The following is a 21460-nucleotide window of genomic DNA, read 5'->3' on the forward strand; positions in this document are numbered from 1 at the left end:
AATTTATCATAGAACTACGCCATCAGCAGACGCTGAACAAAGCTCATTTATCCCCCTCTCCGCTTGATCGTCATGGAAGGTGATTCTCCGAATCGCTGCTTGTAATCAGAGGAAAATCGACCGAGATGGGTAAAACCCCATTTCAATGCGGTGGACGACACTTGAACGTGAGCATGCTGAGTGGTCTCGAGCTCTACACGAACGCGCCGCAGGCGAATCTCCTTCAAGAATTGCATCGGTGACAGTCCGCGGAAGCGTTGAAAACTCAGCTGAACTGTTCGAGCAGTCACGCCAGCGTGCCTTGCAATCTGCGAGATCGTGATGGGCTCTTGAGCATGCTCTTCCATGAACTCCTCAATCATCCGTATAACTGCGGGGACTACTTTCTTTTCGGCCGAATCCCGCAGCGCCTGGCTGTGATTACTTTCATGGAACTCGAGCAAAGAAGAGGCCAGCACCTCACCAATTAGGTTTTGTAGATGCGATGAATGTAATGACTTGGACGACAGCTGGCTGTAAGCCCACGCCAGTGTCTGCAGCCAATTCTGGCCAGCGAAGGTATCCATTGGCAACTGAGGCTGAAAGAAAATGTCCTGCTTGATACTCCTCCCCAACTGACGTTGAAGCATCGATTCCAGCAGCGTTCGATCAATACGGACGAGCAGCTTGTCAGTCCCAGGGAAATGATTGAAGAAGGAGTGCCGGTGGTAGTTGAAAACGGTGGTATGCCCCGGGTTGCAACTGAGGCGTAACTGATCACTGATAACGTGCTCATGTCCAGTGAGTACCGACTGGACCAGCACGAAATTATCCAGCTTCCCCGGATGGATAGCGACCTCTCCCCCAAAGGACATTCTGGCAACCCCAGCCTCGCCAGCCGACCGATAAAAAAATTGAGCTTTGAACTCGGTTCCCTTTTTTTCAAGCCGGTTCTTGCAAAACATCCGCTCACCGCACAGCACTGCCTCCTCAAGATTGGACGACTCGCAGACGCTGAAATCCGCGAGAATCTTATCAGTTGGTACAAATGGGGCGACGTTGGGCCAGGCCATGGAGAGCCCCTCAAAGGCAATGAGCTATACGAGCAACCTAGCAACAAAAGGGAACTGAGAACAACGTCATGGCGACGATCTGTATCGTCGCCATGCTCCGCCATTAGCCGTGCACGATGTGATAGTTCAGGAAGCCGCTGCCATCGGCTTTGATGTCTTCAAGGGCTTCGTTGAGCTGATCCAGCGTGTAGGTTCGAGGTGCCCACTGATTGGTGTCGAGCAATCCCGCTCTGATCAACGCCATCAGCTCCTGGGCTTCTGTGGTGGTGAACCACAGGGAGCCGATGTAATGAAGCTGTGTACACATGAACGGGTGAGGATCGATAGGAATAGGTCCGCTGACTCCGCCGATCTGTACGATCTTCCCTCCCGACGTAACGGCGTTCATGGCCGAAACAGAAAGCTCCGCCGGAGCCTTCGCGCCGAGCGTATCAACGACTGCATCAACTCCGCACGGAGCCATTTCACGAATGCTGGAACGCAAATCGGTACTTGTAATCTGCAGGGTGCGAATGCGCTTTGGGGCCAGTTGGCGGAGCCGTTCGAGTGCAGTCCCATCTCGTGCTGCCACGATGATATCCGTCACGCCCATCGCTACTGCGGCCAGTGTCGCACCGATACCCAAGGTTCCAGAAGCCCCCAGTACCAGCAAGCTCTGACCTGGCGTGAGTTCGAGCTTTTTCAACGCAGAGTAAGCAGTACCTAGGTATCCAAGGCGTGTGGCTAGCTCGAATGACAAGTCGTCAGGCAAAGTGATCAGGTTACGCGCAGGTGCTCGGAGAAATTGGGCGTACCCGGCATGGCGATACTCGCGGAATACCTCTTTCGAAGACGGGCTGAATCCGAAATAGCCCATGAAGGTATAGCTAGCGCACCGCGTCGGAAGTCCGGCCAGGCAATGTCTGCATGTACCGCAACTCAATCCAGGATTGACGTAGACCCGGTCGCCTTCCTTGAAACCTTTCACAGAGCGACCAACCGATACCACGGTGCCAGCGGCGTCCAAACCGAACACAGCAGGCAGCTCAGGCAGCGGTAGAAACGGGTACCACTCCGGGAAGTTTGTGACGACGTTGCGCAGGTTGGGAATAACAGCACAGGCGGCAGTTTTGATCAGGACGTCATGCTCTCCAACATCAGGAAGAGGAATTTCGTCCACGGTAAATTTGCCACCAACTTCGTGGAGGCGAGCGGCCAACATCGTACCTGGCATGAAGCAAACCCTCTTTTTTTCGTTGTCAGGGCTGTGGGGCTCTTGGGAGCCGTTAAGGTGTGACCGGCGCATCGGCGGCCACAGCTCTAATTATCCGCTCGACTTCAAACGTGGCTATCCAGGCCCAGTAGCCACTATCCAGATAACGAAATTAATTGGCGTCGCTCGGTGCGGGTTGAGGTGATGCAGCCAGATTTTGGGCCAACTGACGCAGCCAGCGATTAGCCGGGTCTGCATCATCCCTCGGATGCCAAGCCATCACGAGTTGGAAAGGCTCGGTTTTAAACGGCAACTCAAACGTCTCGATGGCTTCGTGCTGGGCCTGAATAAGCATGCGAGGCATCGTACAGACCAAGTCCGTCGACATCAGGACCCCTGGGACCATCCCAGCGGTCGGCACGGTAAGGTGGATCCTTCGGCTCATGCCAGCGGAGCGCAAATACTCATCCATGTAACCCCTGAAGCTCTCCCGTTCTGGCGATACGACAAGATGATTGAGTTCACAGTACCCATCCAGGGTAAGAGGCTCGCGTCCACGAGGGTGATCTTTGCGCTGCGCCATGACGAACTCATCGTTCCCCAGTGCTGTGAGTTTTACCCCCTGCGGAACGCCGCGGCTTGAGTCGATCAGCAGATCGAAAAAACCCTCCTCCATTTGCCGTCCTATGAGTCCAGGATCAACGGCATTGAGAGACACCTGAATCTGCGTGCCTGCGTGCTTGGTGAGTGAAGCGATCAACGGCTCGCAGATGGTGCTCATGGCTGTATCACAGGCGGCTATCCGGAAGACCCTCTTGTCATTCCAAGGATCAAAACCCAACTCACTTTGAATGACTGAGCCGAGAGTCTTCAATGCCGAGCGAAGAGGTCCCCGCAACGCCAAGGCCCGGGCCGTAGGGGTCATGCTCCGGCCTTTTTGTATAGGGACCAACAGCGGATCGCCCATGAGCTCGCGCAAGCGTGACAGCTGTGCAGACATTGCTGGCTGGCTGATGTGAAGGCGTGTAGCTGCCTTGGTCACGTTCAGTTCAGCCAGTAACGTGTCCAGCGAAACCAAGAGGTTGAGGTCGATACGCGATAGGTCCATGACCAATCCATCCTAATGATAGGTCGCATAACGATAAACAATTTCATGGATAGCTTCGCAAGATTTTAATGTTGTGGCAGACCTACTCTATTGGAATCGACCATGACAAAGCAGAAAGTACTGATAACAGCGGGAGCATCTGGTATCGGTTATGCGATCGCGCTCGCTTTCAACAGCCGCGGCGCCGACGTCACGGTAGTCGACATCGACACTGAGGGCTTAAGCCGCCTTAAATTAGAGCATCCTTCTATCCGCGCCGCAGTGTGCGATGTAGCTGATCGCAGCAGCCTCGAACTCGGCATTCCAGAAATTATCGAAGCCATGGGCGGTTTAGATGTGCTCGTCAACAACGCCGGGGTATCCGGCCCCACCGCTCCCGTTGAGCAACTTGATCCCAATGAGTGGGACAAGGTCATGCAGATAAATTTGAATGGGACCTTCAATGTTACGCGCTTGGCCGTCCCTGCGCTCAAGCGTTCATCCCACCCCTCAATCATTAACATGTCTTCTGTTGCGGGACGACTGGGCTATCCCGATCGCTCCCCCTACTCGACCAGTAAATGGGGACTGATTGGTTTCACCAAGAGCCTTTCACGGGAGCTCGGCGCGTATGGGATTCGTGTCAACGCCATTTTGCCCGGGGCTGTCGAAGGTGAACGCTTCGACAACGTGCTCAAAGGTAGGGCCAATCTCAGCGGTAACTCGTTGGAGGAAGAGCGTAACAAGGCGCTTTCGGTTCAATCCCTCAAACGCTTGGTGGACCCGAAGGACATTGCAGAACTAGCAGTCTTTCTGGCGTCGGACGCAGGCAAATCCATCTCTGGACAGCTTTTGCCAATCGACAACGACATGCAGCAGACGATGTGAGGTACGACCATGGGCATGCGTGAAAAACTGATTGGAACCTGGGTGCTCGAGTCCTACACAGAATACCCAGTGGACGGATCTGCCCCTGTATACCCCTTTGGCGAATATCCTGAAGGCTTCATAATCTACACAGCAGATGGCTATATGTCGGCTCAGCTGAGCATGCCCAATCGGGCACCGTTCTCCTCAGGTGACTGGTTTGCGGGCACTGATGGGGAGTACCGCGCTCAAGGCCTCTCGTACATCTCCTATGGTGGCCCCTTCAATGTGAACGAAGACTCGGGTGAGCTCACCCACACCATCGCAGTGTCAATGTTCCCGAATTGGATAGGCCAGGTGCAGCCCCGAACGGTGAAGCTTGTTGGAGATATTTTGCAGCTGGGTAACTTCAGTCAATATCAGTCCAGCGGACGAGTCGTAGACGCTCGGATTCGCTGGCGTAGGGTGAAGCCCCCAACTCCCCTATTAACCCCGGTGAAACGGGGATGACTCCCCCAACACCAGACGCTCGCCGTTGTGGGCGTAAGCCTTACTGGTAGACGCCCATCTCTACCCTTTGCAAATACGCCTCGACAGTCTGGAAGCCAACCGCGTTTTCCACCATATCCAACGGCACGTAGCCTTCAAGATGCCGGCATGGCCACCCAAGCCAGGCTTCTGCCTGTAGCTGAGAGCCGAAAACCGCTGTGGCATGCTCAAGTACACGGGCATAGTGAAAAGCGATAGCACTTTGCTGAGCATTCAACCGCGCATTACCACTCTCCCGCGCCTTGCGCTGAAGCGTGCAAACTGACCGTCCCATCACCCGCTTCAAAATGCCTGCATCGCAGTAGAGAGCTGATGAAGAAATCATGGTTTTCACATCCGTCAATGTGAAGCCGGCACGCACCATGAGATATACCCGCAGTGAGCTGGGCGGCACCGGCTGATCCCCGATCAAATACGCCGTCGGCTTGCAGCCCTGGCGCTCCGCAGAACCTGGCTGCGCCCTTGCAGTAGATAAACGCGTCTGTTTCACGGCCCTGGGCTCCTAGTGAAATGCTCCCCAAATGCTGAAATGTCCACTCTGTCACACTCCGCATGCTTCGTGGTTTGCGCTGTGGTTTACGACCCTCGGTGGACACCTTCAGTGACTCAGCGCCGCAACGTGCCAAAGGGGGCCTCCGCATCGACATAGCGCATCGCCGATTGCACGTCGCGCCACCCAACATAATCCATCAAGGCTTTGGAGCTCCACTGGTTGGCACTGGCCCAGGTGGCGAAGCCCCTTCTCAGCGAATGTCCGCTATAGCCTTCTCCTTCCAATCCACTACGTTGCAAAATCCGCCGGAGTATCCGAGGGATGCTGTAGCTGTGTAAGCCCTCACCTATTCGCCCCCAACGGTCCACATTGCGCAGCAACGGGCCGTCGAGCAAACCGCTACAACCCAGCCAGTCCTCGTAAGCCTGCACTGGGCAGAGATGAGTGAGTGCAGGGACGCTGAGTTGCCGGCCCAGGTTGGCGCGATCAGTCTTGCTGCTGGGCAGAAACAGCGTCAGTCCCTTGGCCGCATCGAGCCGGATAAACTCGATGCGCAGTCGGCAGAGCTCGTCGCTGCGCAACGCGCGCCAGAACCCCAGTAACAGCAGCAGCCGATCACGGCAGGCACGCAACCGCACCACGGCCTGATCGCCCTGTTCTTCTCGCGTCAGCGCCTCAACGCAGGCTTCCAATTCCTGCAGTTGCAGCGGCTCGGCCTGTACGGTAGGCCGCGTGTGCAACGCTTGAATCCCTCGAAGCACGTCGCGCACGGTAGAGGCTTTGGTCGGATCGACAAAACCATGCTGCAAGTGCCACTGGGCCAATGCCGCCAAGTGGGTCCGCAGCGTGCCGGGGGAAAAACGATCAGCGTGCTCAGCGAGGTAGCGCCCGACACTGGCTTGGCTGGCCGGCAGCAGGCCACCCCACTCCGCTTCGAAATGTTCGATGACTCGCGCATAACGGCGGGCCGTGCTCTCACGCCGGGCCGCCTGGCGATAGTGTTCGGGATCGCTCATGACTCTAGCTCCGTACCGCAAAAACCTCACCAAGCGCCTGTATTCTTGGCTGAAGTTTGAGAATGCAGGCTTCTCAAACCTCAGAATCGTGTTCGTCCAGCGACTATATACGGAGCTGTACACCTGTAATTTCGTACTGCTCAAACGGTACGAAATAATCGGCTGTAACCGCGTCGGTAGTGCGGTACGCACAGTACGGCCCGGCGCCCTCTTGTCATGACCTCCGGAGATTCGGACGCCGACGCACCGTTCACCTATCTATGAGTCTAGCCAAGCACCAGTGAGCATCAGACAACGTGCCCAAAGGCCAGCACCCCGCACGGCCGATTGACCTACGTGGGCACCACTGACCTCTACGCTGATAGAAACAATCTGATTTGGGGCACGATGATGAAGATTCTAGGGCGCGTGGAAATAGAGGCCGTCACCGATGTTCGCTGTGACCTGTGTGAACAATCGACACGGCTGGCCAGCGGAAACCTGCAATATGGGACGCTCGCAGCGCATTGGGGGTATGGCTCAGCTCACGATGGTGAACGCTATGAAGTGCATCTGTGCGAAGGCTGCTTCTTTACCACCCTCGCCCACCTCCGTCAGGGTCGTCGGACGGCAGGTCGGTTCGCGGCGGACTCCGGATCGGTCGAAGGTGAGCTGGGCCTGATCATCCGCAACGATTTCTTCCAAGACGGCGGCTGACACCTAGGGTGGCTCACGCCATGATGCATTTTTAGGCGTATGGTCGAGCACTCAGGCCGCCCCCAAGAGGGCCAAGGCCACGCCTCAGGAGAACTTGGGTATGAATGCAGTGCAAGACGCCGTCAGGGCTCTGCGCAAGGCGCGCCATATCGCAGTATTTACGGGTGCAGGGATCTCGGCCGAGAGCGGTATCCCAACCTTCCGCGATCCATTGACCGGGTTCTGGGCGCAACATGACTCCGAGCGCCTGGAAGCGGCGAAGGCGTTCCGCTAAAACCCGCCACTGGTCTGGGGCTGGTACCTGTGGCGTCGTCAACAGATGATGCAGGCCAAACCGAATGCTGCGCATCGGGCGATCCCGCGGCTCGCCACGGGCGAACGCCAAGTCACGGTCATCACCCAGAACATCGATGATCTGCATGAGCGTGCTCGCAGCCAAGACGTCGTTCACCTGCATGGGAGCCTGATGACGCCGAAATGTTTTGCCTGTCATCGTCCTGCTGAGCGGCCGTCAGACCTGCAGCCAATATTGGCAAAAGGCGAATTGGTCGAACCCCCTCGCTGTGCACGCTGTAACGGCCGCTTGTGGCCCGGCGTGGTGTGGTTTGGAGAAGACCTGCCCATGGCGGCGTGGAGGCAGTTGTGACGTCATGCTGTCCATTGGCACTTCCGGCGTCGTCATGCCCGCCGCGGGCCTGCCCGACCTTGCATTGGGTGCCGGGGCCACGATCATTCATATCAATCCAGTCGATGTGGGCCTGGACCAGCCAAAAGAGCTGATAGTGATGGGATCGGCTGAGCAACTCCTACCCCATTTGATCGACGTTATGCTCGCTGGGTGATCGCCGGAGAAGGTGGCAGCGTGGTGCACCAGAAGGGCGCGGGGTGCTAGCTTCGCGGCCTGAGTCGCGTTAACCCAAGCAGCACATTTCGTCGGTCTGGGGCCCGCGCCCACGGCAGGCGAGCATAATGAATCACTTAACGGCCTTGTCGGAGTCTGAAATGGCTCGCTCTGGGGTGAATAAAGCAATAGTACGCGGGGCACGGGATGCCCTGCTCGCTCGTGAACAGCGCCCAAGCATTGAGGCAATCCGAGCGGAACTCGGTCATACGGGCTCGAAGACGACCATTCAGCGTTTTCTCAAAGAGCTGATCAACGAAGAGCCCCATCCCCCCCAGGTATCGCTGAGCGAGGAGCTTATGACGCTCATCGGGAGCCTTGCGCAGCGCTTGGCAAACGAGGCGCAACAGGCCGTCGTCGCCGACCGGGCGAGGCTCGAACGTCAACAGGCGGCCTATCAGCACCAACGTGAGGTGGAACAGGCTCGCCAAGACGAGTTGCAGAAGAGTAAGGATTACGTCCTGGCCGAGCTCCTGGCTCTCCGGGAGGAACATCGCCAGTTGAACGATCAGATGCAGCACAGCGAGGGTGAACGGCAGCGACTGCTGGCGATTGAAAGTCACCACCTGCAACTGCTGGAGGAACGGGCCTCACAACTGCGGTCGCTGGAAGAGCAGCGGGCTCATGCCCGGGACGGCTTGCTGCATTTTCGCGAGCAGGCCAGGCAGCAACGCCAGGACGAAGCTTCCCGCTATGAATCAACGGTGGCACTGCTTCGGCACGAACTCCGGTCACTGCAGGAGCAACTGCTGGTCAAACAGGATGAACTCGGCCTCGTCTATCGGGACCTTGAACGACTCAGTGCCGAGCACACCCTCTCTGAAAGGGCGCTGCGCAATCGCACTCAAGAACTGAATGATCGGGTCAACGAGTATCAGGAGCTACAGGTCAAACTCCACACTACCCAAGCCGAAGCGGCGACTTTCCAGCTGCAGCTTTCGGTGATGCGCGAGAAAGCTCGTCACTGCGTGCTGGATCGACGGCAGGACTTGCGCAACTTGCGCACTATGAGCCGCCAATTGGCGCAGCTGGAGACGCTTATTACGGGACGCAAGCGCTGTGATGCAGACTTCGATGGGCCATGAGTCAGGACTTCAACTCCCCGATCAAGGCATGCGCGCATTCATGCCCCCCCTTGAAGTTAAAGCGTTCGCGGTTCGAGTTGGGATACCCTGCACATTAAGCCGCCCGATATAACAGCCCCTCGTGTGGAAAACCGCAGTTAAAGCCGTTCAAGGCCACCGGATGGTCTAGCCAGCATTGACGTTTTCTGCGCCAGGCCTGGTAGCAGGCATTTGACATCGCGTCTGGTAATCGCTCTTTACCGTCACCGCAATCATACAGCCTATCTAATTCGGCATACCTCTGTGTGGGCGAGAGATTCCACCACAACAATGCCAACTGCTGATCCTGCGCCGACAGCCACCCAGCCAGACTGCTGAGTTTAAGGAGTCGTAAATTTTCCTGCTGCAATCGGGATAAGGCTGTCCAAGAGGTACTGCGTACCAAATCGAAATCGACTTCCATGTCGCAGAATAACGGCTGCAGTGGGCCGATAAATGCGTCCGCGATAAACACAAAAGGCGACTGCAAACTGACCCAACTTAAAGCTTGAACAAAATTCTTCGCCTCCCACTGGCGATAAATCTCAAAATGGCGGTGGCGAGTTCTGAGCAACACCAGATGAATGCAGAAGCATGACCAGTCCACCCGGTCGAATACGCACTTAGTCAATTTGCCCGACGCACCATCCAATGGGCGATCGTCTACGCGAATGGTATCGGCCAACTGATCCCAATACCCCGCCACAGGCGACTCGGACATCACTCTCCACAGCGGATTGGAAAATAGCGACTCAAGTACCGCGAAGCGGCTGAAAAAATCCTCTCGGACCCCGCTGGCAATGGTCGTTCCGCCAAATGCACGACGCCACTGCTTGGCCCAATCCCGCTCCATATTCGGGTGCAATCGGCGATAAGGCACTGCCATTGCAGAAGGAGTGTGCGCATAACCACTCACTTCCGCCGCAGCATGGCAAAACGCGCGAGCTCGAAGCTGCCGGATGGTTCGATCGAGTAGAGGCATTTGCATGGATCCACCTCCTGTCTGAATCGGCATTATCAACATGCGCGGTTTTTAATCTTTGATGTCGCTGTTGCAAGGCACGATCTAAAGCCTTGCGCGGTAAATGCGTTGATTATTTTAGACAGTTACTTTGAACGTGGTCAACGCAAAAGGAGAGGCACATACTTAACGCCAGGAGATGTAGTTTTTTTACTAACAAGCTTTGGAAATAACTGACCGCCTTTATATATACAACTGCACTAACGAGAGCCGTCATGAACACGTACTCAGGCTTCGGCAAACTGGATACCTATCCGACTTCTTTAGTGATTGAATTCGATGTTATTCAACTGGATATTCTAGTCCGGGATATTTCTGTTCCCTCCTATAGCCCATACGCGTACGAGCGGCCATATCTGACCGTGATGGCGGTCGGCCTTACGAATCAGATTTTCTGTTACACGATCACGTTAAAGTGTCCATCGGTTTCAGATCCGCTGAACACTTTGACTATTTCACATCAAGGCTGCGCGTTATTACAGCAGCCTGGCTTGGTCATCTGCGCTGACCCAGCTCTGTTCTGTTGTAAACTGTTGAACGGAGTTTTCTGGCGGGCGGTGTTTTACCCGGCGCACACGGATATCGAAACGCGATCGCCCCTAGAATCGACTATTACCGGTCTGGCTCGGGGGCTGAAGGACATACTGCCAGTGAGGGCTCTTCCAGGGGGCGTCAGTATCTCTCATGCGAGAAGCGTCGGGCAACTGAGAGCAACGCTCGGCTATTTGATCAAAGCATCAAACATTGCTCGCAATGCCAGAGTTGATATGGCCTGGGGAGCCCAGTTCATGCATGTCCTGGGTAAGCAGCCATGACCACATTCATTACAACAGGGTTGGTTGAGCAGCTCAGCGAAGTGGCCACGGCTGTCGAGACAGTACCTCAGCGCCATGGGCGGAGGGGCAGTCGAGTGACCAAACTCGCATCGCGGAAAAACCGTTCGGTCGTGGTGTGCGCCACGCCCCTTGAGGCCGCGTTCTGGCTGAAACGCCAGCGCGGCGCCGACGTCAACCGCTATGTAGCTCATCCGTTCACATTGAAGTTCACTGGCATTAACTATTACTTGGTTAGTTTCTCAGACGGTTCGCAGCGCTTGGTTGAAGTCAAGCCTGCAATAGCTCTATCCACGCGCGCGGGTGTTCAGGCGATCCAAAAACCTCGGAAGTCAAATCCAGAGATTTACGCAGACAATCAGCGAGAGATTTAAAACTTTCAATTAGAACAGCGGTACGACATATCACGTAGCCCGACCGAGCCATGTTCTGGAGTGCTGAAGGCTCTGAAACGCAGTATTAACCAATTTACGCGACCTGTTGATTTGGAGTCAAAAATGCTCTCATCAAATCATGAAACCATTCAGAACCGGCTGGCTCATATTGCCACTTTCAGCGCCACCCGCTTGCCACACCACGGCAGGCATGGCAGCCGCGTGACTATTTTTCCTTCGAGGAAAAACAATCGACCTCTGATGTGTGAGTCGTTACTTGAAGCGGCATTCTGCTTAGAGCTGGAACGTAGGCGGGACGTCCTCTATTACCTAATTCATCCTTACACGATAACTATTGCGGCAATCAAGGTCAGCTACACGCCCGATTTCGAGATCACATTTGTGAGCGGCGAACAGCAGCTGGCTGAAGTCAAGAATGATCAGAGTATGGAGTGCCAGCGCGTCAGGATCCGTTTGTCAAAAATTGTCGAATTACTGGGAGAACAGAACTGCCTGCTGGAATGTCTGCCACTACACCATTTCTATCACACCACACGGACTGGTAACCTCGAATACCTGTATTACCACGCATACAACGACGATGGTCGAACAGATGCCGCTATCCAGAAGTATCTCCATCAGCAGCCGCGCTCAGTACCGTTGCGACAGCTAATGGTTAATACTTTTCCGTTTACGGCTATCGCCCACGCATTATTTTATAATGCGATTCATTGCAACTTACGAAAACCCATCACCGGCGAAACAATGGTGTGGATCCAGTAATCCAATCTTAAGCCTTGGCATTATTCAATGTGAACACGTGGTCAGCCAAGCCCCATTGGGCTCACCATGACGCCTTTCATCAACCACTCGTAGGTACAGCAACATGCAATGCTCTTTATCGATCGAGGCACAAAGCAAACAAGCATTTAATTTATTATCACACAAAGAATTATTAGCCTACGACCTGCCGTTGCCTCTATCACAGAGCAATTACGACGATAGCGAAATTATATTTGCACACCACATTAGGCACGTCATTCGGGACTTTATATTTCTGGAGTCTTTAAAGACCAGGAAGCAACGAGAATTATCGACTTGGGCGCATGACTTGGTTTTGGAGCTTTACGGTTCACTACCCTTAGATTTGCGAATTGACAGGGAGCGTCTTCCGAATTAGGCAGCAATGGCGACCTCTTGCACTTTAGTGTCAAGGACTAACGACCCTGGCGATCGCCGACCACACTCATTGAGGATTGATCATGGCCACTCTCAACGAATTTAACATGAAGGCAGGCGAGCAATGGCGGTTCTATACAGAGGTGTATTTGGTCATCGCCGTAGACGATAAGCGGGCCCACTTGCGGAGCATAGCAAGGCGCACCCACATTGCCATTCATACGCTGGATCGCCTATGTCAAGCATTTCACCGTGGAAATTTGTTTCGCATGCAGGACGCACCTCTGGAACACAATGTGCAACGCATCGTGGCAGACCTGAGCGAAGAGCAGCGGCGCCAATTGGACAAACGCCTAGAATATGTTCGCGCCGCCGAGGCGAATCTCGGTAGGGGGTTGCCGCGGCCAGCAACTGTAGCCCTGATCCGTGATATCGGCGAACAAATCGGAGACCCCCATCCTCCCTGCTACACCAGCCTATATGGCTGGGTGAAGCTCTATCGGCAGGCCGGTGGAAATCCTATCGCGCTGATTCGCTCGCCCTTGCAACGTCGGCGTCGGCTGATCGACCTGCAACCGAACGTCGTCGCTGAGATTATCGACAATTGGGTGCAGGAGCTTTACCTCATCGAATTGCCACACAGCATCGTAGAGGTCACTGATGTTATTCAGTGCAGCCTGGAAGACCTTAACAGTAAGCGTCCGGTGACCGACCAACTGAGCATTCCAAGTAAATCAACCATCTGGCGAATCATTAAACAGTACGACACCTACGAAAAAGACGTCGCGCAGCTGGGGCATCAGAAAGCACTCAAGAAACAGAAATTCAGTCGAAAAACCCAGCCGCTTTCGCATCTGCTGGAGCGCGTCGAATGTGACTCGCAAATGCTGGATGTCCTAGTAGTCAACAAGCGCGGCCAGGTAATCGGTCGAGCTTGGCTCACAGTGCTGATCGATGTCACGTCCAGGATGATTATTGGGTGGGACATCTCCATCAACCCTCCCTGCATCGAAAAGACGCTCCGTGCGCTTAAACAGTCGCTCCGATCAGATCTGCCCTGCAACGGTCTTGCAACCACCTACGTCATGGATAATGGTAGTGAATTTGCAGGCAAAAAAATCGGCTACATCATGCAACTCTTGGGCGCGAGGGTTATTTATTGTGAGCCTTATACTCCCGACCAGAAGCCCCACGTCGAACGTTTTTTTAAAACTCAAAATATTCAGTTTGCCCACCACTTGAGTGGCACGACATTTTCGGCCCCTGAGGAGCGTGGGGATTACAATTCGGAGAAAAACGCGACGTATACCATTGTTGAGCTCCAAGAGGGATTCAGCAAATTTCTGGAGATTTATCACCAGAATTTTCATCGGTCTCTTAACGACTCCCCTCTCAACACTTGGAACAAATGCGTTGATAAACAATTTCCGCCAAGAAGGTACAGTGATTCGGACATTCAGCGCCTGTTTTTGAGCAAGACCACGGTGCTTCCTTCTAACGGCCGGGTAGGCTTCGCAAAACTTCAATGGACCGGCCCTGCGGTACCCGCACTGGCGACCCGGGGTCCGAAAAAAGTAAGACTCGCACTGTTCTTCGACATCAGTGACTTGGGAACCGTTTGGATTTGCCATCCGGACCGACCCGAAGACCTATTTCCAGTTGAATCGGTGGATCCGGAGTATCAGAACGGCCTCACTATGCAAATGCATCGCTTGGTGCAAAAACAACTGCGAAGTGAACGGAAAGCTTTCGACTTCAAGACCGCTCGCGATCTTCGAGTCAAGTTCATCCTGGCGCTGCGCAGCGACAAAAGCAAAGCCGCACATAAACGTCTGGCGCGGTTGGCAGAAAGCCAGAAATCGGACACGGCGGAATCCAGAGATCTCCAACCCACATTGCTTACTTACGAACCTAATCAGCCCACTCCACCTGTACAGCTTCCAAAAGTCACGCTGCTCGAAGGGACCCCACTCAGGTCGAGCACAATGGTTCAGGTGCGCCATGACTAATTCAGATAATCAATGGCTTCGAGACTTTGCCCAACAGTTGGTGTTGTTTCCAGCCTACCTGCACGCCTACACCATGCTTCAGAAGAGCGTAGAGACCGCGCGACAGCGCGGAATTCCCACCTCGGCCTTAGTAGTGGGCCCCACAGGCAGCGGAAAATCGACTCTTCTCAAGCTGTTCAGAGATTCGTTCGGCGCCCCTTACGAGCTTATTGAACCGGGCGGCATCACCACCGTGCGACCTGCGTTCTATTGCAGCGTCCCCTCACCAGTCACCGTGAAAGGTTTCGCGAAGAAATTGGTGCGTGAACTGGGTGGGCCTGATTTGCGGGGGGATACTGTAGAGCTGAGCTATCGGGTGATGGCGTTACTTAAGGCTTGCAAGGTGGAAGTCTGCGAATTAGACGAGTTTCACCATTTGGCTAGGCCTGAAGCGGAAAAAACCCGAGGGATTACCATTGATTGGCTCATCACCATGATGAACGACACCATGACATCCTTCGTCCTGGCGGGTGCTCCCGAATGCAAGTTTCTGTTAGATCAACGCCCGGCTCTTGCCCGCCGCTTTCCTTTTGTTATTGAACTTCGGTATCTCACCTTTAGTGAGGATAGCGGCTCAGATTTCATGGTATTGCTAGGGTGCCTTGACCAGCAACTTTACGCGCAGGGACTCCTTCAATCCGGAGCTCATCTTACCGATTCAGATATCGCCACGCGCCTCTACCTAGCGACATCCGGCAGTTTGGAATATATCAGGCTGATCATTCACGGCGCCGCCCAACACATGCTGGCACATCAGCGAAAGACGCTGGAATTGGTCGACTTTGACCAGGCTAGCAAATTGATCGACCTGAGGTTAAGCATCACCTCAGATCCGTTTGCCATGACCTTGGCTTCTTGCTATGACAAAATCCAGAGGGCCAGATGAAAACTCTTAACTTTATCCCGTTACCTCTTCCTGGCGAAAGTGCCAGCAGTGTCCTCTACAGGCTGGCCAGCCAAAATGGTTACACAACTGTTTCCAGATTCGGCGCATACTTTCTTGGATATGGCTACTCCGCAACCGGAGGTACCCTGATACAGGGAAATCGATACCAATCTATAATGCTCGCTCAGGTAGGCGCATCCTTAGGGCAGGCTATCCGGAGCGGGTTCTATCCGCTGGCCGATCAAGATGCACCGTCTGGTGCTTTTCTACTCGGAGCCGTAAAAGTCGGACGGCGGTTGTTGAGATCGAAAAATTTTCCCGTGTGTAGCGAATGCCGAAAATCAGGCCAAGGGATTTTAATCCACGACCTTTGCCTCTCGCGGTATTGTCCTGTACACCATCGTGAATTGATTTTTGCTTGCCCCAAATGCAACCGACGCTTTACGTTGAGAAATCAAGGTTGGATATACTGTGTTTGTGGTAAAGAGTTGGATTCACCCGAATGTTCCCGAGACATCTGCGTTCCTGAACAGCGCTTGATGCAGATATTTGAGCAACAAGATCAGCAAAAGTTGGACTCACTTATGTCAGTGATCAGTGCATTTGGCGTCGCGAGAAATACGGTCAGAACATTAGATCACAGCGTATTTGACGCTGCCATTTCGGTAGTCTTCGGGGACTTACAGAGACTGAAACGCACTCTTCCCGACATCTGGAACTCTCTTGATTCCGTCCAAGCAGAAATATTGAGCACACTGATCAATAAAGAGCACCCTAACGTCGCACCCTTGGTGAGCTTGCTACCCAAGCAAATCAGACGCGGTCGAGTTTTGAGCGCGAACAGAATTAGACTACTGCTCGGGGTCAGTTCAACGACATGGGATGAGTTTATGACTGCCAGTGCGACCGAAAACAAAAATGAGTATGATGCTGAAGATATCGAAAAGATCAAGAAAAAAATTGACAACTTTAAAGCTGTAAAAAAAGAGCTAAGACAGTTACTCGAGTCAGAGACCATATCATCCTCCCACTCACTTCAAATGATAGGTAAGCTTCTTGTCTTATCTCGCGCGGAGTGTGCAGTTATGGCGGAAAGAAATTTACTGACCCCCTTCATCAAGATTCGAACTCGCCCGTATTATCGTAAGGAAGACATCAAGACCTTTCAAAAATCTTTTATCGGCACGCGAGCTTTGGCTGCCCAACTCGATGTAACCCACATACACTTGCAGACAGCGCTTAACTGCTGCGAAAAGATCAGCCCGTTGATCAACCGCGCGGGAAACCCATTCCTCATTCGCACTAGGGATATCGAAGCATTAACCCAATCACTCAAGATCCTGCCGTCCAAAACCAATTCCCTGAAGGGTTGGAAGATGATCAGAGAGTGTGACACTTCAAATCTCGCAACGTGCACATTGGAACAAGCAGCGTCCGATCTTAAAATTCATCGCAGTAGCGTTATTTACTACCGCGACCTCGGGCTTATCAGATGTTCATCCGCCAACAGCCGAGTATTCGTACGTGACGACGTGATCAATTTTTACAAGCGCTTTACCACACCCAGCCTGCTTGCCAAAGAGCTATTCGTGCCTGCCACTAAAATAACCCGCACGTTAGAATCTCATAACATCCATGCTATCTCAGGCCCCCTTGTCAATGGCCACTGTCTGAGCGTGTATGACAGAAGACAATTTCCTGCGAATTTGGCATCACTGATAAATCCCACTAGCGACACATATGGCATTTGCTTTTCACGCAATCAAATCATGTCTATAGGAAATGCAGCGAAAGCGTTAGAACTGACGGACACCGACTTAAGGAAAATAGCCGTGCGCGAAATTCGCCCTACTAGGAGTGAGCAATTTAGGCACCATGAGTCGCTTTCATTTGACGAGGTCAACAGCTTAAAAGAAAAACTTTCTCACCTCACAAACGTATCTGATTTGTTGCAAAAATTTAACATGCCCCACCGGGTTTTTGCTCGACGCTTTGCTTCTTCCGGTTTTGTTAGCCCCGTCAGGTTACGGAACCAAGAATTTCTTACACCTGCCGACGCTTGGAAACTCACCAATCTGATGGAAAATTATTGCACTAGTAAGCAAGCGGCAAAAATGCTGGGTGTCTCATGTGAGCATGCGATCCTCCTGATCAAAGAGAACAATATTTCGACATACCAAGCCTATGACTACGATCACCCACAACCGCTGTTGAGCAGGCAAGACTTAGAAGCACTAGTAAAAGTCCGCTCTGGTAGTACCAAGTAAATTAGCGTCATTCCACGCCCCCCCCCTGCAACTGTTTTTTCTTTTTCGTTACAGCTCGATTCTGGCCTATCACGTATCATCTCTCTCCTCAAACTTCCTCTGATCTTCTGGCGCCCCCTTGCCTGCGAGCATATCGTGCATTCGCAAGTTATATACCCTGGGATCTATTTCAATGTGAATAGCTGCTATATCTAGATTCAAAACCTCATGCTGATACCTTGCATTTTGGATTCGGCCCCACATTCATTGAAGCTCTTCATCTAAGCTCACGAAGTTCAAGGTCGTATGAACGCTCCCTTCAGTTTTCCAGCGTCTCAGAAAATATATTTCAGGCAGAGTGAAAAATGCGTCTCGACGCCCCTTCTGGCTGGGGCGACCATTTCAAAGCGCGCTGAAAAGCTACGTTACTTTGACATGATATAAAAGCCTATCTGCTCAAAGGGATAGCAAATATAAAAACCCCGCAATGCGGGGTTTTTTTGCAAATTATAAAAACGCGGTAGAATTTTATTCATTATAAAATTTAGCTTAAGGACAAATGATGGATCGATTGATCAAAGGATTTATAGATAGCCCTCAAGAATTAAAAAAAGCGGCTATCGAGAACCGCAAAGAATTCATCGAAATATCTGTACCCTTGGAAGACAGAAACAAATACCAAACACAAGGCTTCGAACCCTTCAAAGAGCTTAAACGCAAAGTAAAATTAAGACGCCCTATCAATATATCGGAGCGACTCAATCGAAAAGTTTGGCTACTTCTATACCTACTAGGTTACCCAGTATTAAAGTCAACCTCCGACTTATTTATTTGCATCGACAACAAGGAAGAAATCTATGAACCCTTTGATGTTTTCGCGAAAGATGATGAAACTGTAATTATAGGAAAGTGCTTCTCACAGGATGAAATGGGAAAGGTAAATTTATCTGATGAGATTGAAAAATTCGCCTCACAAAAAGGCGCAATTTCAAAATCAGTAAAATTTCATTTTGGCAGTTCTTTTAAGCCAAAAATCATATGGCTATTATTTTCACAGAATATCATATGGTCCAAAGAAGATAAGCTTTTCGCAACCAATGAAAACATCCACATAGTCACCGAGCGAGAGCTAAGGTACTTCCTCCAAATTTCAGAGCATTTACGAAGCGCCGCTAGATATCAGTTTCTAGCTGAATTTCTTAAAGACCAAAAAATACCAGCGATGCAAAACAGGAAGGTCCCGGCCATCAGAGGTGTTTTGGGCGGGAGGAAATTTTACGCCTTTGTATCCCATCCCAAAGAGCTTCTGAAGATATCCTTTGTAAATCATCGCTCACTTAATGACCCTGAAGGCGCTCCATCTTATCAGCGCCTGGTGAGTAAGAGCCGATTAAAAAAAATCGCTGACTTTATAAACCTCGGCGGCTTTTTCCCTACAAACATACTAATGAATTTCGTCCACTCTGTTCGCTTTGAACAGATATCGAAAGATGAAGAGACTGGAGTAACCTGGGGTAATCTTTTTCTACCAGATAGGTATCGGTCAGCATGGATAATTGATGGACAACACAGGCTTTATGGATTCGCCCCCGTATCCTCCAAACATCAGGCACAAAATATTGTTGTTATAGCTTTTGAAAAGCTGCCAAAAAACGAAGAAGCCAACTTATTCGTGACGATAAATCATGAGCAGAAGTCCGTACCGAAAAATCTATTAGACGATTTAGAGGGTGAGTTGAAGTGGGAATCAAGCAAGCCGCTTGAGCGTATCGGAGCAATATCTGCCAGATTGATCAGTATTCTGAATAGTGATATCGGTGAGCCTCTCTATGGAAAACTTACTACTCAAGGAATGAAAGGTAACGACAGCGTCTGCTTAACGGTCCCAGCGCTGAAGCAAGCCCTCAGCAAATCAGGACTCATTGGCAAAGCAGTACTAAAAAATAAAGTTTATGCGCTTGGCCCCCTCAGCGATGCGAATGATACCGCTACAGTTGAGAGAGCAAGAGAAATAATTAATCATTTTTTCTCCCGAATACGAGACGCCAATTTTAAGGTATGGGATGCAGGTCGGTTGGGCTATGTGAGTACAAACACCGGCGTTCAAGGATACCTGTATCTGCTTCAAGCCTTAATCGAGCATATTGAAACATCTCGCAATCTAGACGCAAAAGAACTATCCACCGAAGAACTAATCTTGGAACTGGACGATTTCACACCACCACTCATAAACTTCTTAAAAGCTCAAACCATTCAGAAAATGGAAGCCCAATTTAAAGTTCAGTTTGGCTCGGGCGGACCTAGAGAATATTTTTTCAGACTTTGCAAGATCATTAAAGACGAAACAGAGAACTTTAATCCGCTAGGCCTCATCGAATGGGAAGAAGAAAGTTCGGAGGATCGTATATCTACAGCTGACAGGAAACTAAAAGAAATCAACATAGTTGTTCAACTATCATTATTTAATAGACTAAAGCAAGAATTTGGCGAAAGCTACTGGGAAAAAGGTATTTCAGACAAGGAAATCAAATCCAAGGCATACCGAAAATCTTTGGACGACGAATCTTCATCTCTACCTCTAGAAAACTATCTCGACTTTATCGAATACAAAAAAATCGTAGAAAAGAAAGAAGTCTGGCAACTATTTAAGCCAGTTTTTAATATCCCCGAACCCGGAGAAAAAGAAACTGCCAAGAACTTATCATGGATGGAAAAAATTAACGAGCTGCGCCGAATTCCTGCGCATGCGACGGCGCAAAGAACCTATAAACTAGAGGACTTTGACTACATAGATTACGTCCACCTTCAATTAGAGACTAGAGTTCCACAAGCTGTGTGGGACGAAGTATGAAAGCAGAACAGCAAATTGATAAAGTCGATCCATTCTTGAAATGGGCGGGAGGCAAACGATGGCTCGTTAAAGCGAGGCCGGACATTTTCCCCTGTGTCGTTAATAATTATTACGAACCTTTCTTGGGGGGTGGAGCGGTTTTTTTCCACATCGCTCCAAAAAACTCTACCCTTTCGGACAAAAATCCCGCGCTGATCAACCTTTACCTACAAATAAAGGAAGATTGGAAAACTTTAAAAAACGAACTAACCAAGCACCAACTTTTACACTCCAAGGAATATTACTACAAAATAAGATCAACCACTTACCAGTCCAACGAAGAGCAAGCAGCGCAATTCCTATATTTAAACAGGACATGCTTCAATGGATTATTTAGGGTCAACTTAAAAGGTGAGTTCAACGTACCAATAGGAACTAAAAGTTCCGTAATATTCCCAGAAGAAGATTTTGAAAAAATAGCGCAAAAACTTAAAAACTCAAAAATAATCACTTCAGACTTTGAAGAGGTTATTGACAAAGCCATGCTCAACGATCTCGTATTTGCGGATCCACCATATACCGTCAAACACAACAACAATGGCTTTGTAAAGTACAATGAATCGATTTTTAGTTGGGAAGATCAAGAACGACTGGCACGTGCGCTATTAAGAGCCGCAAAGAGAGGTGCGCATATTATATCCACAAACGCTAACCATCCTTCTGTTAAAGCTTTATATGAGAAAAACTTCACAATCACAATCCTTGATAGATCAAGCGTACTAGCAGGAAAAAAATCTGCACGCGGTGGCACTACCGAAATATTAATAATGAATAGAGATAAATTTTTAACCGATTTTGAAACACATTAGTTTTAAGAATATGTACATACTGATGCCTAAAGCTTGACCTCTTTGAAACAAATGAATAGTGTGACATTTGGTGCCTAAGAAACACCTCACACAGCGGACCAACCGCACCCGACAGTAGCGGCTTTTTTGTGCCTACGGTTTCTCCGTGCGCATCAGAAAATCTCTGTTATGCCGGGAGTGGGCGAATACAAGACCCGAAAGGGGAATAAGTCCGGCCC

At 51.3% G+C, this 21460-nt stretch carries 18 protein-coding genes and 1 pseudogene; 13 read left to right on the forward strand and 6 right to left on the reverse strand.

The features are described from left to right. Positions 1-47: 47 nt before the first annotated feature. The 3 genes from JZ00_RS15280 to JZ00_RS15290 all read right to left on the reverse strand — a co-directional run bounded on the left by JZ00_RS15280 (position 48) and on the right by JZ00_RS15290 (position 3352). Positions 48-1052, reverse strand: coding sequence for an AraC family transcriptional regulator (locus JZ00_RS15280; protein WP_039591828.1), 1005 nt, complete (start codon positions 1050-1052; stop codon positions 48-50). 103 nt (positions 1053-1155) lie between these two features. Then, positions 1156-2265, reverse strand: coding sequence for an alcohol dehydrogenase catalytic domain-containing protein (locus JZ00_RS15285; RefSeq protein ID WP_039591827.1), 1110 nt, complete (start codon positions 2263-2265; stop codon positions 1156-1158). A 151-nt stretch (positions 2266-2416) separates the two neighbouring features. After that, the gene (locus JZ00_RS15290) at positions 2417-3352 is read right to left on the reverse strand and encodes a LysR family transcriptional regulator (RefSeq protein ID WP_039591826.1); all 936 of its coding nucleotides are present in this window, start codon (positions 3350-3352) and stop codon (positions 2417-2419) included. 102 nt (positions 3353-3454) lie between these two features. On the opposite strand from JZ00_RS15290, the gene JZ00_RS15295 reads away from it, so the two are divergent. Both JZ00_RS15295 and JZ00_RS15300 read left to right on the forward strand, forming a co-directional pair. Next, positions 3455-4219, forward strand: a complete 765-nt coding sequence (locus JZ00_RS15295; protein WP_039591825.1) for an SDR family oxidoreductase — start codon at positions 3455-3457, stop codon at positions 4217-4219. A gap of 9 nt (positions 4220-4228) precedes the next feature. Beyond that, complete coding sequence (locus tag JZ00_RS15300) at positions 4229-4708, forward strand: lipocalin-like domain-containing protein (RefSeq protein ID WP_046509802.1); 480 nt, start codon at positions 4229-4231, stop codon at positions 4706-4708. 40 nt (positions 4709-4748) lie between these two features. Here the strand turns inward: JZ00_RS15300 and JZ00_RS15305 are convergent, their stop codons facing one another. Together JZ00_RS15305 and JZ00_RS15310 are read right to left on the reverse strand one after the other, a co-directional pair. Then, the gene (locus tag JZ00_RS15305; RefSeq protein ID WP_046509804.1) at positions 4749-5237 is read right to left on the reverse strand and encodes an antitoxin Xre/MbcA/ParS toxin-binding domain-containing protein; all 489 of its coding nucleotides are present in this window, start codon (positions 5235-5237) and stop codon (positions 4749-4751) included. A gap of 116 nt (positions 5238-5353) precedes the next feature. Beyond that, complete coding sequence (locus tag JZ00_RS15310) at positions 5354-6256, reverse strand: site-specific integrase (protein WP_039591824.1); 903 nt, start codon at positions 6254-6256, stop codon at positions 5354-5356. A 336-nt stretch (positions 6257-6592) separates the two neighbouring features. Between JZ00_RS15310 and JZ00_RS15320 the strand changes: the two genes are divergently transcribed. From JZ00_RS15320 to JZ00_RS15330, 3 genes and pseudogenes are all read left to right on the forward strand, one after another. Then, a complete protein-coding gene (locus JZ00_RS15320; RefSeq protein WP_412177675.1) occupies positions 6593-6952 on the forward strand; it encodes a hypothetical protein in 360 nt (119 codons plus the stop codon). Between the two features lie 100 nt (positions 6953-7052). Continuing rightward, a pseudogene (locus tag JZ00_RS15325) lies at positions 7053-7794 on the forward strand (SIR2 family NAD-dependent protein deacylase). 127 nt (positions 7795-7921) lie between these two features. Next, complete coding sequence (locus tag JZ00_RS15330; protein WP_235433092.1) at positions 7922-8938, forward strand: DNA-binding protein; 1017 nt, start codon at positions 7922-7924, stop codon at positions 8936-8938. 94 nt (positions 8939-9032) lie between these two features. Here JZ00_RS15330 and JZ00_RS15335 read toward each other — a convergent pair whose 3' ends face one another. Beyond that, positions 9033-9944: a hypothetical protein gene (locus JZ00_RS15335; RefSeq protein WP_039591823.1), complete on the reverse strand. Its 912-nt coding sequence runs from the start codon at positions 9942-9944 to the stop codon at positions 9033-9035. A 248-nt stretch (positions 9945-10192) separates the two neighbouring features. Between JZ00_RS15335 and JZ00_RS15340 the strand changes: the two genes are divergently transcribed. The 8 genes from JZ00_RS15340 (at position 10193) to JZ00_RS15375 (ending at position 21242) form a co-directional block, all read left to right on the forward strand. Beyond that, positions 10193-10792: a hypothetical protein gene (locus tag JZ00_RS15340; RefSeq protein ID WP_039591822.1), complete on the forward strand. Its 600-nt coding sequence runs from the start codon at positions 10193-10195 to the stop codon at positions 10790-10792. Beyond that, positions 10789-11184, forward strand: a complete 396-nt coding sequence (locus JZ00_RS15345; RefSeq protein WP_039591821.1) for a hypothetical protein — start codon at positions 10789-10791, stop codon at positions 11182-11184. Before JZ00_RS15340 ends, JZ00_RS15345 begins: the two co-directional genes overlap by 4 nt. Positions 11185-11307: 123 nt before the next feature. Then, positions 11308-11967, forward strand: a complete 660-nt coding sequence (locus JZ00_RS15350) for a hypothetical protein (RefSeq protein ID WP_152668440.1) — start codon at positions 11308-11310, stop codon at positions 11965-11967. Between the two features lie 479 nt (positions 11968-12446). Continuing rightward, positions 12447-14372, forward strand: a complete 1926-nt coding sequence (locus JZ00_RS15355) for a DDE-type integrase/transposase/recombinase (protein WP_052742323.1) — start codon at positions 12447-12449, stop codon at positions 14370-14372. After that, entirely contained in the window at positions 14365-15297 is a 933-nt protein-coding gene (locus tag JZ00_RS29735) for a TniB family NTP-binding protein (RefSeq protein WP_052742326.1), read from the forward strand. The genes JZ00_RS15355 and JZ00_RS29735 overlap by 8 nt, the downstream gene beginning before the upstream one ends. Next, complete coding sequence (locus JZ00_RS15365; RefSeq protein ID WP_152668441.1) at positions 15294-17564, forward strand: TniQ family protein; 2271 nt, start codon at positions 15294-15296, stop codon at positions 17562-17564. The genes JZ00_RS29735 and JZ00_RS15365 overlap by 4 nt, the downstream gene beginning before the upstream one ends. A gap of 541 nt (positions 17565-18105) precedes the next feature. After that, the gene (locus JZ00_RS15370) at positions 18106-20394 is read left to right on the forward strand and encodes a DGQHR domain-containing protein (RefSeq protein ID WP_039591818.1); all 2289 of its coding nucleotides are present in this window, start codon (positions 18106-18108) and stop codon (positions 20392-20394) included. Next, entirely contained in the window at positions 20391-21242 is an 852-nt protein-coding gene (locus JZ00_RS15375) for a DNA adenine methylase (protein ID WP_039591817.1), read from the forward strand. The genes JZ00_RS15370 and JZ00_RS15375 overlap by 4 nt, the downstream gene beginning before the upstream one ends. Positions 21243-21460: the final 218 nt, after the last annotated feature.

Origin of the sequence: Pseudomonas frederiksbergensis (assembly GCF_000802155.2) — a bacterium.
GTDB classification, from domain to species: Bacteria; Pseudomonadota; Gammaproteobacteria; order Pseudomonadales; family Pseudomonadaceae; genus Aquipseudomonas; species Aquipseudomonas frederiksbergensis_A.

Bases quoted from the DNA above. Each gene is read 5' to 3' on its own strand.
- JZ00_RS15280 (WP_039591828.1), bottom strand. From the start codon at position 1,052: ATGGCCTGGCCCAACGTCGCCCCATTTGTACCAACTGATAAGATTCTC.
- JZ00_RS15285 (WP_039591827.1), bottom strand. From the start codon at position 2,265: ATGCCAGGTACGATGTTGGCCGCTCGCCTCCACGAAGTTGGTGGCAAA.
- JZ00_RS15290 (WP_039591826.1), bottom strand. From the start codon at position 3,352: ATGGACCTATCGCGTATCGACCTCAACCTCTTGGTTTCGCTGGACACG.
- JZ00_RS15295 (WP_039591825.1), top strand. From the start codon at position 3,455: ATGACAAAGCAGAAAGTACTGATAACAGCGGGAGCATCTGGTATCGGT.
- JZ00_RS15300 (WP_046509802.1), top strand. From the start codon at position 4,229: ATGGGCATGCGTGAAAAACTGATTGGAACCTGGGTGCTCGAGTCCTAC.
- JZ00_RS15310 (WP_039591824.1), bottom strand. From the start codon at position 6,256: ATGAGCGATCCCGAACACTATCGCCAGGCGGCCCGGCGTGAGAGCACG.
- JZ00_RS15330 (WP_235433092.1), top strand. From the start codon at position 7,922: ATGAATCACTTAACGGCCTTGTCGGAGTCTGAAATGGCTCGCTCTGGG.
- JZ00_RS15335 (WP_039591823.1), bottom strand. From the start codon at position 9,944: ATGCAAATGCCTCTACTCGATCGAACCATCCGGCAGCTTCGAGCTCGC.
- JZ00_RS15340 (WP_039591822.1), top strand. From the start codon at position 10,193: ATGAACACGTACTCAGGCTTCGGCAAACTGGATACCTATCCGACTTCT.
- JZ00_RS15345 (WP_039591821.1), top strand. From the start codon at position 10,789: ATGACCACATTCATTACAACAGGGTTGGTTGAGCAGCTCAGCGAAGTG.
- JZ00_RS15350 (WP_152668440.1), top strand. From the start codon at position 11,308: ATGCTCTCATCAAATCATGAAACCATTCAGAACCGGCTGGCTCATATT.
- JZ00_RS15355 (WP_052742323.1), top strand. From the start codon at position 12,447: ATGGCCACTCTCAACGAATTTAACATGAAGGCAGGCGAGCAATGGCGG.
- JZ00_RS29735 (WP_052742326.1), top strand. From the start codon at position 14,365: ATGACTAATTCAGATAATCAATGGCTTCGAGACTTTGCCCAACAGTTG.
- JZ00_RS15365 (WP_152668441.1), top strand. From the start codon at position 15,294: ATGAAAACTCTTAACTTTATCCCGTTACCTCTTCCTGGCGAAAGTGCC.
- JZ00_RS15370 (WP_039591818.1), top strand. From the start codon at position 18,106: ATGGATCGATTGATCAAAGGATTTATAGATAGCCCTCAAGAATTAAAA.
- JZ00_RS15375 (WP_039591817.1), top strand. From the start codon at position 20,391: ATGAAAGCAGAACAGCAAATTGATAAAGTCGATCCATTCTTGAAATGG.